This is a genomic window from Rhodoligotrophos appendicifer (assembly GCF_007474605.1).
Lineage (GTDB): Bacteria > Pseudomonadota > Alphaproteobacteria > Rhizobiales > Im1 > Rhodoligotrophos > Rhodoligotrophos appendicifer.
Genome location: NZ_VHKL01000004.1, coordinates 485303 through 500918, shown reverse-complemented (window position 1 = coordinate 500918; position 15616 = coordinate 485303). Strand labels below are relative to the sequence as shown.

The window sequence follows — 15616 nt, the reverse complement described above, 5'->3', positions numbered from 1 at the left end:
TGGGGGAAGGATGACGGGTTGGGGGGGGGAGGATGACGGGGTGGGGGAAGGATGACGGGTTGGGGGGAGGATGACGGGGTGGGCAGGGTCAGGCGTCGAGGAGGGTCAGGATCTCCTGGGCCGCGAGGGTTGCCGTGGTGCGGCCTTCGCGGAGGGCGGATTCGAGCTGGGGGAGCCGCGTCTTGACCTGCGGGTTGTCCTTCAGGCGCTGCAGCATGCGCTCTTCCAGCATGGCCCACATCCATTTGACCTGCTGCTCGGCGCGACGCGCCCGCAACTGCCCGCTCTTCTCGAAGAGGGCGCGATGGCGCTGGATCTCGGCCCATAGGGTGTCGAGGCCCTGGTTCCTGGCGCCGGAAATGGCGATGACCGGGGGAGACCAGAGGGCGCCGCGGGCGACGAAGATCTGCAGGGCGGCCCGATAGTCGGCCACCGCCGCCGTCGCGCGGGCCATGTTGTCGCCATCGGCCTTGTTCACGGCGAGCATGTCGGCGATCTCGATCACCCCCTTCTTGATGCCCTGGAGCTCGTCGCCGGCCCCCGGCAGCATGAGGACCAGGAAGAAATCAACCATGTCGGCGACCGCCGTCTCGGACTGGCCGATGCCGACGGTCTCGACGATGATCACGTCGAAGCCGGCGGCCTCGCAGACGATCATGCTTTCGCGGGTGCGCCGGGCGACGCCGCCGAGGGTGCCCGCGGAGGGGGAAGGGCGGATGAAGGCGTTGGGATCGACGGCAAGACCCGACATGCGGGTCTTGTCACCGAGGATCGAGCCACCGCTGCGCTGACTGGTGGGGTCGACGGCGAGGACCGCGACCTTGTGGCCGGAGGCGGTCAGATTGCCGCCCAGCGTGTCGATGGTGGTGCTCTTGCCGACGCCGGGGACGCCGGTGATGCCGAGACGATGGGCATGGCCCGCATGGGGAAGCAGCTTCAACAGCAGCTGCTGGGCCAGCGCCTCATGATCGGCGCGGCGGCTTTCGACGAGAGTGATGGCGCGGCCGAGAGCGGCCCGTTCGCCGGCAATGACGCGCCGGCTCAGGTCGTCGAGGTCGAGGATCGGGGGCTGAGCATCGGTCATGGGAAGCGTTCATATAGGAGAGACCGCCGAAACTGAAGCCTGGGGATCACGTCGTGGCGGGCGTGTCAGCGGTCTAGGAATGGAGGCCCGCGGTGGAGAATATGTTGACGATCACCACGCCCACAAGGATGAAGCCGATGCCGATCAGCCCGGGCAGATCGATGCGCTGGCCGAGGAGGAAATAGCCGACGGCTGAAATCAGCACGATCCCAAGGCCACTCCAGATGGCATAGGCGATGCCGACGGGGAGGGTGGTCAGGGCATGGGACAGACAATAGAAGGCGGCAGCATAGCCGGCGACCGTCAGCAGCGACGGAGCAAGGCGGGTCATCTGGTGAGACGCCTGCAGGGCGCTGGTGCCGATGACTTCGAAGACTACGGCGCCGACCATCCAAAGATATACCGGCATTTTGCCTCTTTTCCTTCTGGGACGCCCCGCCGCCCGCGGCTCGGCTTAACCTCAGCTTAGCAACACAGACGGTAAGCAATAGGTCCGCCCGCCGCAATCCGGCACATTAATCGGCATGACCGGCGGACCGTCCGCTGCGCAAAGAGGAGACCAACCCATGCGCCTTGCACTTCCCATCCTGCTGTCCCTTGCCCTCGGTGCAGCTCCCGCCGCTCACGCCTGCACCACCCTGCAGCTGACGGCCAAAGATGGCGCGGTCGTCTATGGCCGCACCCTGGAGTTCGGGTTCGATGTCAAATCGGAGGTCCTGGTGCTTCCCGCCGGCACCGAGATGACCGGCAGCATGCCCGATGGCGGCACAGGATTGCGCTACAAGACGAAATACGGGATGGCGGGCGCCAATGCGCTCGGGATGAACATCATGATCGATGGCATCAGCGAGAAGGGCCTGAGCCTCAGCGCGCTCTATTTCCCGGGCTATGCCTCCTATGCCAAGGCCACGCCGGAGACCAAGGACCGGGCCATGGCGCCGCAGGAATTCGGCGCCTGGGTGCTCGGCAGTTTCGCGACCCTGGACGAGATCAAGGCCGGCCTCGACCAGGTGGTGCTGGTGGCGACCGATGTGGAAGCGCTGGGCGGCCCTGCGCCGCTGCACTTCCTGGTGCGGGATGCTGAAGGGCGGTCGATCGTCATCGAACCCATCGACGGCACGCTGGTGGTCTCGGACAATCCGGTGGGCGTCATGACGAACTCGCCCACCTTCGACTGGCATCTCACGAATTTGCGCAATTACACCAGCCTCACGGCCCGCAACCTGCCGACCTTGGTGCTGGGGGGCGGCTTCGCGCTGCCGCAATTCGGCCAGGGCACCGGGATGGCAGGGCTGCCCGGGGATTCGAGCTCGCCGTCGCGCTTCGTGCGGGCGGTCGCTTTCAGCCAGACGGCACTCACGCCCAAGACGGCCGATGAGGGCGTGCTGCAGATCCTGCACATCATGAACAATTTCGACATCCCGATCGGCTCGGTGCGGGAGGTCCAGGGCAAGGAGATGCATACGGATTACACCGTGTGGACGAGTGCGGCAGACCTCAAGAACCTGCGCTGGTACTTCCGCACCTATGAGGATCAGAGCATCCGCGTCGTCGATCTGAAGGAGGCGCTCGAGGGGGCAAAGGGCCAGGTGGGAACGATCAAGATGGACGGCACGCCGCAGCCGATCGAGAACGTCTCACAGCAGGACTAGGGAAGACAGAGGCGACCTCAGGCGGTCGCCTCGACAGTCTCGGCGATCTCAGGCTGTCGCCTCGACCGTCTCGGCGAGGAAACTCGCATAGGCCCTGGCGATTCCGGTGTCGAGATCGATCTTCGGCGACCAACCCATGGAGCGGAGCTTGTCGGCGGCCATCAGCTTGCGCGGGGTGCCGTCGGGCTTCGTCAGGTCGTGGACGATCTCGCCGGAGAAGCCCACGGCGGCGGCGACACGCTGGGCAAGCTCCAGGATGGTCACATCCTCGCCGGAGCCGACATTCACATGCTCGAAACCGGAATAGGTCTTGAGCAGGAAAACGAGGGCATCGGCGCAGTCATCGGCGTGAAGGAATTCCCGGCGCGGCGTGCCGGTGCCCCAGATGGTGATCGACGTCTCCCCACGCCGCTTGGCCTCGTGGGCCTTGCGGATGAGGGCGGGAAGCACGTGGCTGGATTGCAGATCGAAATTGTCGCCGGAGCCGTAGAGGTTCGTCGGCATGGCGGAGATGAAGTCGCAGCCATGCTGTTTGCGATAGGCCTGGGCGAGCTTGATCCCGGCGATCTTGGCAATGGCATACCACTCGTTGGTGGGCTCGAGCGGGCCGGTGAGCAGGGCCGCTTCGGGGATCGGCTGGGGCGCAAGCTTGGGATAGATGCAACTGGAGCCGAGGAAGAGAAGTTTCTCCACGCCAACCGTGTAGGAGGCATGGATGATGTTGGCCTCGATCATGAGGTTATCGTAGAGGAAATCGGCGGGATAGGTGTCATTGGCGAGGATGCCCCCGACCTTGGCCGCTGCGACGACCACCGCATCGGGCCGGGCCGCCGCAAGGAAAGCCTCCACGTCAGTCTGCCGCTTCAGATCCACCTCGGCCCGGGCAGAGGTGAGGACCTCGCAGTCCTCAGCGGCCAGCCGACGGACGACGGCGCTGCCGACCATGCCCCGGTGACCGGCGACCCAAACCCTTTTTCCCCGCAACTCATACATCACGCATCCTTCATAATCGCGGAGGTCGCCATCACCTTCAGATCCTCCCGGACCATCTCCCGGGCCAGATCCCTGGCGGAGGTGTCATGGCTCCAACCGAGTTTCCGCTTCGCCTTGCTTGGATCGCCCAGAAGAAGTTCGACCTCGGTCGGGCGGAAGTAGCGGGGATCGACCTCCACCAGCAGCCTGCCCGTCGCCCGGTCATATCCCTTCTCGTCGACACCCGATCCGCGCCAGTCGAGAGTAATGCCGATATCCGCAAAAGCCCACTCGACAAAATCCCGCACGGGCGTGGTGACGCCGGTGGCGAGCACGTAGTCGTCGGGGATGGTCTGCTGCAGCATCAGCCACATGCCGCGGACATATTCGCGGGCGTGACCCCAGTCGCGCTTGGCGTCGAGATTGCCGAGAAAGAGCCGGTCCTGGCGGCCGTGATGGATGGCGGCCACGGCGCGGGTGATCTTGCGGGTGACGAAGGTCTCGCCGCGGATCGGGCTCTCATGGTTGAAGAGGATGCCATTGGAGGCATGCATGCCATAGGCCTCGCGGTAATTGACCACGATCCAATAGGCGTAGAGCTTGGCGGCCGCATAGGGCGAGCGGGGATAGAAGGGGGTCGTCTCGCTTTGCGGCACCTCCTGGACCTTGCCATAGAGCTCGGAGGTCGAGGCCTGGTAGAAGCGGGTCTTGTCCACGAGCCCGAGCAGGCGGATGGCCTCGAGCAGCCGGAGCGTGCCGATGGCATCGGCGTTGGCGGTGTATTCGGCGGTCTCGAAGCTCACCTGGACATGGGACTGGGCGGCGAGATTGTAGATCTCGTCGGGCTGGGTCTCCTGGACGATGCGGATCAGGTTCGTCGCATCGGTCATGTCACCGTAATGCAGGAAGAAGCGCTGATCGGCGGTGTGCGGATCCTGGTAGAGATGCTCGATGCGGCCGGTGTTGAAGGAGGAGGAGCGGCGCTTGATGCCGTGGACCTCGTAGCCCTTCTCGAGCAGCAATTCCGACAGATAGGCGCCGTCCTGGCCCGTGGCGCCGGTGATCAGCGCAACCTTGCCCTGCGAGTGTTTCATTCGACCTCCTCAATGAGACGGGAAAACTAGCCCGGCCCGAGGTCGATTCGGGAGAAAAATGCACGTTATGGGAGAGTTTTCCGAAGTTATAATCGGAGCGTGCAAACTCCCCGGGATCACTTGGCGGTGGAGCTCCAGGATTGGGCGACGCCGACGCCCAGGATGGCGGCATAGGTGATGGCGACACCTGCCATCTGCAGGCTGAAGTCAACGAGGGCATGACAGCCGACGAGGACGGAGGCGGTGAATGCGATCAGGGGCAGATGCCAAGCGCGGCGACGGGTGATGGCGCCCTTGAGGCAGGTGAAGACCAGCAAGAGCACCGCGAGGATCAAGGCGATGCCGACCGGCAGGCCAAGGCCCAACAGCACCTCCAGATAGGTGTCATGCGCCTTGTCCCAGACGCCGAAGGCGCTGACGCTCTCGTCGCGATAGAGGGGGAACATGTCCTGGAAGCTGTTATAGCCGGTGCCGTACCAGAGGTTGTCCTTGATGGCCGTCCAGGTCGCGGCATAGGTCTGGAAGCGGCCCTCGGCGTCATTGTCGACGCTCGAAAACCGCCGGAACAGAGCCTCGCCGCTGAAGGAAATCCAGGTGGTGAAGGTCACGAGGGCGACGCCCACCACGGCGAACTGACCCCAAGCCGACACGCGCCGGCGGCGCAGCAGCCAGACCAGGAAGCCGAGAACGATGGCGAAGACGGTCGAGGCAAAGCCCGCCCGCGACTTGCTCAGGATCAAGGCGCTGAACACGGCGAGGAGCGGTACGGCATAGACCAGAATCGGCCCCGACTGCACGGCGACCGTGGCCAGCTGGCGGCCGAGGGAGGCGCGGTCGCTCTGCGCCAAGACCCTGGACAGCTGCTTGGTGAGCGTGAACAGGAAGATCACGCAGCCCAGGCCGGCATAGGTCGCGAAACTGTTGCGGTTGACGAAGGTCGAGGTGAGGTCATCCCTGTAGAACAGCTTCGGATACCAGAGAATGGTCTGCGACCCCAGGCTCCACAGGATCAAGCCGTAGAAGGAATAGACCGCCACCGCGACGCCGATCGCCCAGATCAGAAATTCGGCATTGTCGACGTCGCGGCAGAGCTGCAGTGAAAGCCAGAAGATGCCGGCATAGGTCAGAAGCCGCATGAGCCCGGTGAGCGTCATGTCGGGGTTGACGGAGGGATGGCCTGCGGCCTCCAGGCTGCCAATGGACCACAGGGGGTGGGTGGGCAGGATCGAGCCGAAGGCGTCGACCTGCACCAGCATCCAAACGACCACGACCGCGATCAAGACGGTCGGCACGATGATGCGGCGGAAGGGAACGGGGAGGGTCGCCCCCCGAACCAAGGCCGGCACCGCATAGGCGAGCAGGAGCAGGGCGGTCGCCAAGGCATAAATGGCCCAGGCCAAGGGCTTGTTGCCGCCGAAGGGCAGAGGGCTGAGCGCGATCAGGGCGGTGAGGGCATAGAGCAGGAACCGATTGGTCAAGGTCGACGTCACGGCCGGGCGCAAAATCTCGGCCTCGCCGTTCGCCGCCTGCCTCGGTGCGCCCACACCGTCCTGCACCATCGCCATCATCACCGCCTCACCCAATAAAACGCCGCCACCTTTACCGCCGAATATGGTCACCAAGTGGCCAAAGTGACGATTCGCTGCGTCAGGCGAGTTTTGGCTGATAATGCGGGCGGCACAAGTCCTGCCGCGACCCCTGGCCGACATGCGGGATCGGGGCGCAAAAACGACGGTGCTGCCTAATGCGACGTCCCGTAAACGTCGGGAAGCGGCTCGCCGCGCCGCAGACCGTCGATCCAATCCTTCTCCTTGACCACGTGCTGCTGGGCGGCCTTCAGGATGCGATCGGCATCGGCGAGGGGAACCACGACCACGCCGTCATCGTCGCCGAGGATGATGTCACCGGAGCTGATGGGCACGCCGCCGACCGAAACGCTGCCGTCGACAACGCCGCCGAAGCCGTGATGGGGCCCGCGCGGAACGAAGGCCCGACAGAACATCCTCAGCCCCGCCTTGCGCATGTCGGCGACGTCGCGCACGGCCCCATCGACCACGGCGCCCCCGATGCGGCGATAGACGGCCGCTTCCGCCATCATCCCGCCCCAGACCGCGACATCCTCAACGCCGCCGGCATCGACGACCACGATCTCGCCCGGCCGCGCCTGTTCGATCTGGACGCAGATCGGCCCGCAATCGCCAACCATGACGACGGCCGTGCGCGCCTGGCCGCACAGGGTCATGCCGGTGCTGATGGGCTTGATCCGGGCGATCATGACCTGGGTGCGGTTCATGCAGTCGGAAGCGACCGCCGGCGGAATGGCCCGCCAGGCGTCCAACTCCGCGGCGCTGAGAATGCGGAAGTCGGCATCATGTTTCTGTAAAGCCATTTGGCGTCCTGTCAGTTGGAGCGAGAGGGGCAGGGAGGGATCAGGCGGCGGCCGCGGCATCCCATCCGGGATTGACGTTGTTCCGCAGCCGGTTTTCGAACAGATAGTCGAGCAGGATCTCGGCGGAGAAGGTGCGCATGTCGAGATAGCCGGCCTCGGAATAGAAGGCCGCGTGAGGCGTCACGACGAAGCGACCGGCGAGCCAGGGCTCCTCATCCCGCCACGCCTGGAGCAGCGGAGGGGTCGGCACCGGCGGCTCCTTGGGCAGGACGTCGAGGCCGGCGGCTGCGAGGTGGTTGCTGCGCAGGGCATCATAGACCGCATCGACGTCGACGAGGCCGCCACGGGCGATGTTGATCAGGATGCCGCCCGGCTTCATCTGCGCCAGTTCCGCTGCGCCGATGATGTTGCGCGTCTTGGCCGATAAGGGCAGGTGCAGGCTGACGATGTCGGAGCGGCGCAGGAGCTCTTCCTGGGTCCTGACCCTTTCAAGGCCAAGACCGAGTTCGTGGCCCTCGGGGAGGTAGGGGTCGACATAGATGACTTTCATATCGAAGGCTGCGGCACGCCGGGCAACGGCGGTGCCGATGCGGCCCATGCCGATGGCGCCGAAGGTGGCGCCGCGGATCCGGCGGACGACGGGCACGTCCTCGGCCAGGAAGCCCTTGTTGAAATCGGCCTTCAGGCGCTTCTCATAAGTGCCGAGGCCGCGCACGAGATAGAGAAGCAGACCGAGGGCGTGGTCGGCCACTTCGGTCGTTCGTAATTGGGCACGTTGCAGAGGGGGATCCCCCGGCTGCGGCAGGCGTCCCCATCGACATTGTCGTAGCCGACACCGACGCGCACGATCATGCGGCAGCGATCGAGCTTGGCGATGACCTCCGGCGTGATCTTCATGCGATGCCAGACGAGCACCGCATCACACTCCCGCCAGGTCGCGTCGGGAATGGCGGAGGCGTCGGTCTCATCGAAGACCTGGTAATCGAGCCGGTCGCCGGAGACAGCCCGCTCCACATCCAGGTCGCGGAGATGGGCATCCGGCACGAGCACTTTAAAGGCGGACATCACTTTTTTCCTTGGGCAGAGAGGCTCACAGCACTTTTTCCAGAAAGTTCTGCAGTCGGGGATCGGCGGGGGAATGGAAGAGCTGCCGCGGCGGGCCATGCTCCACGATCACGCCACGATCGGTGAAGAAGACCTCGTCGGCGAGCTCTTCGGCAAAGCGCATCTCATGGGTGACCAGGATGCAGGTCATGCCCTCGGTCGCCAGGTCGCGGATGACGCTGAGGACCTCGCTGACCATTTCCGGGTCGAGCGCGGCGGTGACCTCGTCGAAGAGGATGATCTTCGGCTGCATGGCCAGGGCTCGGGCGATCGCCACACGCTGCTGCTGACCGCCAGACAATTCGCCAGGATAGGCCCGCTCCTTGCCGCTGAGATGCACCTTGGCGAGAAGGGCGAGCGCCCTCTCGCGAACCTTGGGGCGGGATTCCCCCAACACCTGGACCGGAGCCATGATGAGGTTCTCGAGGACGGTCCGGTGCGGGAACAGATTATATTGCTGGAAGACCATGGAGACCTGGTGGCGAAGCGGGACAAGGGAGCGTTCGCTCCGCAAGGTCTCCACCGCGAAGTCGCCGACGCGGATGGTGCCGCGATCGATGGGGATCAGGCCGTTGATGCAGCGCAGGAGGGTCGACTTGCCCGAGCCGGACGGGCCGATGATGCAGACGACGCCGCCCTCGCGGACGTCCATGTTGACGCCCTTCAGCACCTCCACATTGCCGAACGACTTGTAGACGTCGCGGAGTTCGACCAAAGGTGCGGCCGGTGTCTCGTTGGTCATGTCGACCTCCTGATGCGACGCTCGAGCCATCGCGTCAGAACCGCGATCGGGAAGGCGAAAATGAAGAAGAGAAACAGGACGTAGATGTAGATGCCGGTGGCGAACTGGTCGCCATCGCTGGCGATCACCACCCGGGCGAGGGACAGCACGTCCTCGGTGCCGGTGACCACGACCAGGCTGGTGCCGATGAACAGCGTCGCATAGGTGGTCATGATATTCGGGATCATCAGCGGAATCGCCTGAGGGACCACCACATGGCGGAGAATTTGGAGACGCCGGTAGCCCAGTGCCCTTGCGGATTCCCATTGGCCGGTGGGAATGGCCTCGACGCCACCCCGGAACACTTCGGCCATGTTGGCGGTGACGGGGAGCGAGAGCCCGACGATCGCCTTCATGGTGGGGGAGATGAAATAGGTGGTGCCGAAGAGGGTGACCTCGAAGGGCAGCAGATAGAGCATGGCGTAGAGGATCACCAGCCAGGGCGAATTGCGCAGCACATTCATCAGGAAGGACGACGGCAGGCGCATGGCCGGGTTGGACGAGATCAGGCCGATCCCCAGGACGACGCCGCAGACGCCCACGATCAGCATGGCCCAGAGGCTGATGATGACATTGGCGCTGAATCCGCCGCCGAAACTGCTGAGATCGGCAGACCCGGTCAACAGGAGCGGGGAACGCAGCGCCAGGCCGTGCAGGATCGTCCCGGTGCTTTCCCCATAGACAAGAACCATCAGCAGCAGGAGAAACAGGGAGACCCCGATCATCCCGAAGATAAAAGCCTTGAGCTCGCTATGCGTTCTCACGGCGTCATACCCCGTAGCCGGGAATGCGGGTCGCGGCCGCGATGCGGCCGATGACCAGCACCGCGAAGGTCGCGATCAGGATGTAGATCACCCAGATCAGAACCATGACCTCCAGGTTGCGGAAGTTCTCGAGCATGATCTGGGTCGCGTAATACATGAGGTCGGCGACGGCGACGAGGACGGCCTGGGACGAGGTCTTGATGAGGCTGACGACATTGTTCGTCATGGCTGGAATGGTCAGACGCAGCCCCATGGGCAGTTCGACATAGCGGAAGATCTGCAGCCTCGTATAGCCGAGGGACCTCGCCCCCTCGATGGTCTCGCGCGGCACGGCGAGAAGGCCGGAGCGGATGATCTCGACCGCAATCGCCCCGTTATAGAGCCCGAGCGACAGGACCACGCAGGTGAAGCCGGTGAACAGGGGAATGCTGCGCCCGGTGGCGGGATCGGTGAGGGAGAGACCGATTTCCGAGAGCAGAAAGTAGAGAAAGAAGAGCTGCACCAAAGGCGGGGTGTTGCGGAGCAGCTCGACGATGATGGTGACGACGAGTTCGAGGACCGGCAGCTTGAAGTGGAGGCAGGCGGCTCCAAGGATGCCGATGATCAGCATCAACACGATCCCCAATGCACTCAGCAACAGGGTCGTGCCGACGCCGCGGAGCAGCCACTGCTGGTACAGCGGGTCCGCCAGCCATCCGAAATCCAGCTCCATGGCGGCGGGCCCGATTCACAGTCCTCAGTTGGTCTTCGCCTTGGCCGCGGCGGCCTGCTTGGTGACGAAGTCGGACTCGCCCATGCCGAAGGTCTTCTCGGCGCCGGTGAGCACACCGGCAGCTTCAGCCGCGGTGATGGCCTTGTTCACCGCCGCCTGGAAGGCCGGCTCACCCTTGCGTAGGCCACCGGCGATGGGCACGAACTCGTAAGCGGGCAGAACGACGGCATATTTGCCCTTCCAGCCGTCCTCATTGGCCTTCTGGGTCAGGATCGCCTGATCGAAGGCGATCGCCTCGCAGCGGCTATCCTGAAAGGCCTTGAACATCTCAGAGGTGCCGGGGAACAGAACGGTCTCGGCGCCCCACTTCTCCGCCAGAGGCCGGTTGTACATGTTGCCCTGGATGCCGCAGACCTTGCGGCCCTTGAGGTCTTCCCAGGCCTTGATGGTGGTATCCTTGGCCGCGAGCACCACGACGCCGCCCATCATGTAATAGTCGTTGGTGAAGTCGATCACCTTGGCCCGATCAGGATTACGGCCGAGGGTCGCGAAAATCACATCGATGCGGCCCTGGTTCAAAAACTCGATCCGGTTCGAGGCGACCACGGGGACCAACTCGATCGCCGTCTCCGATCCGAGGATCTCCTTGGCGACCGCTTTCGCCAGGTCGACCTCAAAGCCGATGATCTCGCCCTTGCTGTCCAGGAAGCCGAAGGGCTTGTAGTCGTTCTTAATTCCGACGATGAGCTTGCCGCGCTCCTTGACCCGGTCGAGCTGGTCGGCATGGGCCGCGCCTGTGAGACTCGTCCCCATGGTGATCAGCGAGACAGCAGCAATCAGAGTTCTGAACAGCTTAATCATCGAGGTCCCCTCAAATGGTGGTGCCGGCTTTTGCCTTTGCGCAGCAAGGATCGCTGGACGCGCCATAATTTTCAAATAGTTTTACTTCGCAGCAGAATAAGTGAAACTTATGGGGTGCCCGTGAAAATCCGACAATTGGAAGCCTTCCAGGAGGTGATCACGGCGGGCAGCGTCACGCGCGCCGCAGAGCGGCTGGGTGTCTCGCAACCGGCCGTCAGCCAGCTGCTGGGGCAATTGGAGCGCGGCTGCGGGTTCAAACTCTTCGAGCGCCGTGGCAGCAAGATCATTCCCACACGGGAGGCGGAAGCCCTCTATACGGAGGTGCAGCGCATGTTCGTCGGGGTCGGCCGCATCGCGCGCGTGGCGGCGGCGTTGCGCGACCAGAGCTGGGGCTCGGTGAAGATCGCCGCCTTTCCTACCGTGGCGCGGCGGATCGTGCCGGAAATCGTGCAGGCCTTCGCCGCCGATCGCGAAGATGTCCGGTTCCATCTCGAAAGCATGCGGTCGCAGAGCCTGATCGATGCGGTGGCCGCCCAGAATGTCGATATCGGCTTGAGCGTGCTGCCCGGCGACCGGCCGGAAGTGGAGAGCACACTTCTGTACCGGATGCGCACGGTCTGCATCGTTCCGCGGAAACATAGGTTGGCGGAGGCCGGGGTGGTGCATGCCCGGGACCTTGCCGGCGAGGCCTTCATCTCGCTGGGACCGCAGGACCATTCGCGCACCATCATCGACCGGGTGTTCGACGAATTGCGCGTGCCGCGGGAGATCCGGATCGAGACCGGACAGTCGGAGACCACATGCTCCTTCGTGGCGGCGAATGCCGGGATCGCCATCGTCGATCCGATCTGCGTCTACAACATCGACCGACCGGACTTCGCGGTGCTGCGCTTCGAACCGGCGGTGCAGTTCGATGTCTGGCTGATCCGGCCGCGGGCGACGCGATCGTTCAACCTGGTGGATTCCTTCAGCCATTATCTGGAGGCGTCCCTGCTGGACGAGCTTGTGAAGGCGGATGCCTTCGGCGTTGGATGAAGGCTCCAAAATCCCAGAGCCGCCGCTTTACGGGAGGGGGGAGGCCTCGGCTGCGGGCTTTTTGCCGGCCGCCTTCTCCCGCAGCCATTGGAAGACCACGTAGAGGGCGGGGATCACGAAAATGCCGATAACGGAGGCGGCGATCATCCCGCCGAAGACCGGCGTGCCGACGGCCCGACGACTGGCGGCACCGGCGCCTTCGGCAATCACCAGCGGCAAGAGGCCCAGGATGAAGGCGAAGCTGGTCATCATCACCGGTCGGAAGCGGAGCCTCGCGCCCTCGATGGCGGCTTCGGTGATGGTCTTGCCCTTGCGCCGCTCCTCCACCGCGAACTCCACGATCAGAATGCCGTTCTTGGCAGCGAGCGCAATGAGGACGACAAGGCCGATCTGGGCATAGACGTCGAAGCTCATGCCCGAGAGCCACACCGCGGCCACCCCGCCAAGGACGCCGACGCTCACCGAGAGCAGCACGGGAATGGGAATGTTCCAGCTTTCATACAGGGCGACCAGGAAGAGATAGGCGAAGAGCAGGGCCAAGCCGAGCACGATGGGCGTCTGGCCGCTCGCCCCCTTCTCCTGCAGCGCCGTCCCCGTCCATTCGTAGCTGTAGCCGGGCGGCAAGGTGGTCGCCGAGATCTGCTCCATGGCCGCCAGCGCCTGGCCCGAGCTGAAGCCCGGCGCGGGCGATCCGTTGATGATCGCCGAGCGGAAGCCGTTATAGCGGATCAGGGCCTGAGTGCCCTGGACCAGGCGGGCCTCGGCCAGGGATCGGAGGGGTACCATGTCGCCCTTGGCGTTGCGGACATAGGTCCGGTAGATGTCGTCGACGGATTTGCGGAAGGGGGTCTCGGACTGGATGTTGACCTGCCACGTCCGGCCGAACAGGTTGAAATCATTGACGTAAAAGCCGCCCAGGGTCGCCTGCAGGGCAGAGAAGATGTCGCTCACCTCGACGCCCAGGACCTGGGCCTTCTCGCGATCGATATCGAGGAAGATCTGGGGCGTGTCGGCGGCGAAGGTCGAGAACACGCCGCCGAGTTCGGGCTGCTGGTTGGCCGCGACCATCATGCCCCGCAAGGTGGCGGCAAGGTCGGCGGGCGGCTGACCCTGCAAGGCCTCCAGGACGTATTGAAAGCCGCCGGTGCTGCCGAGGCCGAGGATGGGGGGAAGGTTGAAGGGGAAGACGACGGCCCCCTGGATCGCCGCCAGTTGCGGCTGCAGGCTGGCGATCAAGGCGGCGGCACTCTGGGCAGGGTCGGTCCGGTCCTCGTAAGGCTTGAGGCGTATGACGAAGAAGGCGTTGTTGGAGGAGGCGAGACCGTCGATGAAGTTGAAGCCCACGACGGAGAGCGCGCCCTCGACCCCCGGCAGGGGGCGGATGATGTCCTCGACCTGTTCGGCGATCGCCTGGGTCCGGTTCACGGAGGCCCCTTCGGGAAGCCGCATGGCAGCGAAGAAGGCGCCCTGATCCTCCTCGGGAAGAAAGCCCTGGGGCGTTATGGAGAAGAGGCCGAAGGTGCCGGCCAGGGCGAGTGCCACCAGACCGACGCCGAGTATCGCCACGCGGACCAGCCTGCGGACGCCGAAGACATAGCCGTCGCGGATCCTGTCGATGCCGCCGAGGACATAGCGCATGGGCCCGCGGCTCGGGGCTGAGCGCTTCAGGAGCACCGCGCAGAGCGCCGGGCTGAGGGTCAGGGCGTTCAAAGCGGAGATCATCATGGCCACGGAGACGCTGACCGCGAACTGGCGGAAGAGCTCGCCCGAGATGCCGGGAATGAAGGCCACGGGCACGAACACCGACAGAAGCACGAGGGTGATGGCGATGATCGGGCCGGTGATCTCGCTCATGGCCTTCTTCACGGCGTCGGGAATGGAGAGCTCGGGCTCCTCCTCGATGACGCGCTCGACATTTTCGATGACGACGATCGCATCGTCGACCACGATGCCGATGGCCAGCACCAGAGCGAGGAGCGAGATGGTGTTGGCGGAATAGCCGACCGCCAGCAGGACCGCGAAGGTGCCGACGATGGACACCGGCACCGCGATGAGGGGAATGATGGTGGTCCGCAGCTTGCCGAGAAAGAGGAAGACCACGATCGCCACGAGCACGAAGGCTTCGAGCAGCGTCTTGATCACCTCGTCGATGGTCGAGAGGACGAAGACGGTGGTGTCGAAGAACATGTTGTAGGTGAGGTCCTCCGGGAACCGCGCCGACAGCTCCTGCATGGTCTTTTCGACCTGGTTGGCGACGTCGATGGCGTTGGCCCCGGGCGATTGATAGATGCCGATGGAGGCCGCCGGGGCGCCGTTGAAGCGGGCGTAGCGGTCGGAGGACTGGGCGCCGATCTCGACGCGGGCGACGTCACGGATGCGCACGACGGAGCCGTCGGGATTGGCGCGGACGACAATCTTGCCGAATTCGTCCGGCTGGGTGAGGCGCCCCTGGGTCTTGATGGTCAGCTGAAATTGCTGGTCCGGCAAGACCGGCGCCGAGCCGACGCGGCCGAGGGCGGCCTGGACATTCTGACCGCGGACAGCGGTGATGATGTCGTTGGGAGACAGTTTGAGCGCCGTGAGGCGGTCCGGATCGATCCAGATGCGCAGGGAATAGTCCAGGGGGCCGAACAGGGAGGCCTGGCCGACGCCGCGGATGCGGGCGATGGGATCGACCACGTTGATGGTGGCGTAATTGCTCAAATAGAGAGCGTCATAGGTCCCCTTCGGCGAATAGAGCTGGATGACCTGGAGAAGGGCCGAGGACTTCTTCAGGATCGTCAGGCCCTGGCGGGTCACCTCGTCGGGCAGAGAGGGGGTGGCCAGGGACGCCCGGTTCTGGACGTTGACCGTGTTGATGTCGGGGTCGCTCCCCAAGGCGAAGGTGACGTTGAGGCTGTAGCTGCCATCGGCACCGCTGGTCGACTGGTAGTAGAGAGCGTTGTCGACGCCGTTCATCTGCTGTTCGATGGGCTGCGCGACGGTCTGCTCCACGACCTCGGCGTCGGCGCCCGGATAGGTGCCGCTGACGGTGACCTGGGGCGGGACGATGTCGGGAAACTGCGCCACCGGGATGGTGAAGATCGAAATCAGCCCGGCCAGGGTGATGACGATCGAAATCACGAAAGCAAGGCGCGGCCGATCGACGAAAACGGCCGAGATCACGCC

The 15616-nt window shown here is 64.5% G+C and carries 15 protein-coding genes; 2 read left to right on the top strand and 13 right to left on the bottom strand.

Features of this window, described 5'->3' with window-relative positions:
• Positions 1-88 precede the first annotated feature (88 nt).
• Positions 89-1084 (bottom strand): methylmalonyl Co-A mutase-associated GTPase MeaB, encoded by a 996-nt coding sequence (meaB, locus tag FKM97_RS11810; RefSeq protein ID WP_144292595.1) that lies wholly within the window; start codon positions 1082-1084, stop codon positions 89-91.
• Between the two features lie 73 nt (positions 1085-1157).
• Positions 1158-1493, bottom strand: coding sequence for a DMT family transporter (locus FKM97_RS11805; RefSeq protein ID WP_144292594.1), 336 nt, complete (start codon positions 1491-1493; stop codon positions 1158-1160).
• Positions 1494-1650: 157 nt separating this feature from the next.
• On the opposite strand from FKM97_RS11805, the gene FKM97_RS11800 reads away from it, so the two are divergent.
• Positions 1651-2736, top strand: a complete 1086-nt coding sequence (locus FKM97_RS11800) for a linear amide C-N hydrolase (protein ID WP_144292593.1) — start codon at positions 1651-1653, stop codon at positions 2734-2736.
• A gap of 48 nt (positions 2737-2784) precedes the next feature.
• Here the strand turns inward: FKM97_RS11800 and fcl are convergent, their stop codons facing one another.
• From fcl to FKM97_RS11755, 10 genes are all read right to left on the bottom strand, one after another.
• Positions 2785-3729 carry a GDP-L-fucose synthase gene (gene fcl / locus FKM97_RS11795; RefSeq protein WP_144292592.1) on the bottom strand — a complete coding sequence of 315 codons (945 nt, stop codon included), beginning with the start codon at positions 3727-3729 and terminating at the stop codon, positions 2785-2787.
• Positions 3729-4802 (bottom strand): GDP-mannose 4,6-dehydratase, encoded by a 1074-nt coding sequence (gene gmd, locus FKM97_RS11790; RefSeq protein WP_144292591.1) that lies wholly within the window; start codon positions 4800-4802, stop codon positions 3729-3731. The genes fcl and gmd overlap by 1 nt, the downstream gene beginning before the upstream one ends.
• A 116-nt stretch (positions 4803-4918) precedes the next feature.
• A complete protein-coding gene (locus FKM97_RS11785) occupies positions 4919-6370 on the bottom strand; it encodes an O-antigen ligase family protein (protein WP_170240878.1) in 1452 nt (483 codons plus the stop codon).
• Between the two features lie 173 nt (positions 6371-6543).
• Positions 6544-7191: an RraA family protein gene (locus FKM97_RS11780; RefSeq protein ID WP_144292589.1), complete on the bottom strand. Its 648-nt coding sequence runs from the start codon at positions 7189-7191 to the stop codon at positions 6544-6546.
• Between the two features lie 40 nt (positions 7192-7231).
• Positions 7232-7942 (bottom strand): NAD(P)-dependent oxidoreductase, encoded by a 711-nt coding sequence (locus FKM97_RS11775; RefSeq protein WP_205014919.1) that lies wholly within the window; start codon positions 7940-7942, stop codon positions 7232-7234.
• On the bottom strand, positions 7873-8256 hold the full coding sequence (locus tag FKM97_RS26540; RefSeq protein ID WP_205014917.1) for a Rossmann-fold NAD(P)-binding domain-containing protein: 384 nt from the start codon (positions 8254-8256) through the stop codon (positions 7873-7875). Before FKM97_RS26540 ends, FKM97_RS11775 begins: the two co-directional genes overlap by 70 nt.
• 25 nt (positions 8257-8281) lie before the next feature.
• Entirely contained in the window at positions 8282-9037 is a 756-nt protein-coding gene (locus FKM97_RS11770) for an ATP-binding cassette domain-containing protein (RefSeq protein WP_144292588.1), read from the bottom strand.
• The gene (locus FKM97_RS11765; RefSeq protein ID WP_205014916.1) at positions 9034-9840 is read right to left on the bottom strand and encodes an amino acid ABC transporter permease; all 807 of its coding nucleotides are present in this window, start codon (positions 9838-9840) and stop codon (positions 9034-9036) included. Before FKM97_RS11765 ends, FKM97_RS11770 begins: the two co-directional genes overlap by 4 nt.
• A 4-nt stretch (positions 9841-9844) precedes the next feature.
• A complete protein-coding gene (locus tag FKM97_RS11760) occupies positions 9845-10552 on the bottom strand; it encodes an amino acid ABC transporter permease (RefSeq protein ID WP_144292587.1) in 708 nt (235 codons plus the stop codon).
• Between the two features lie 24 nt (positions 10553-10576).
• On the bottom strand, positions 10577-11413 hold the full coding sequence (locus FKM97_RS11755; RefSeq protein WP_170240877.1) for a transporter substrate-binding domain-containing protein: 837 nt from the start codon (positions 11411-11413) through the stop codon (positions 10577-10579).
• A gap of 120 nt (positions 11414-11533) precedes the next feature.
• On the opposite strand from FKM97_RS11755, the gene FKM97_RS11750 reads away from it, so the two are divergent.
• On the top strand, positions 11534-12448 hold the full coding sequence (locus FKM97_RS11750; protein WP_144292586.1) for a LysR substrate-binding domain-containing protein: 915 nt from the start codon (positions 11534-11536) through the stop codon (positions 12446-12448).
• A gap of 27 nt (positions 12449-12475) precedes the next feature.
• On the opposite strand, the gene FKM97_RS11745 is transcribed toward FKM97_RS11750, so the two are convergent.
• Positions 12476-15613, bottom strand: a complete 3138-nt coding sequence (locus FKM97_RS11745; RefSeq protein ID WP_144292585.1) for an efflux RND transporter permease subunit — start codon at positions 15611-15613, stop codon at positions 12476-12478.
• Between the last annotated feature and the right edge of the window lie 3 nt (positions 15614-15616).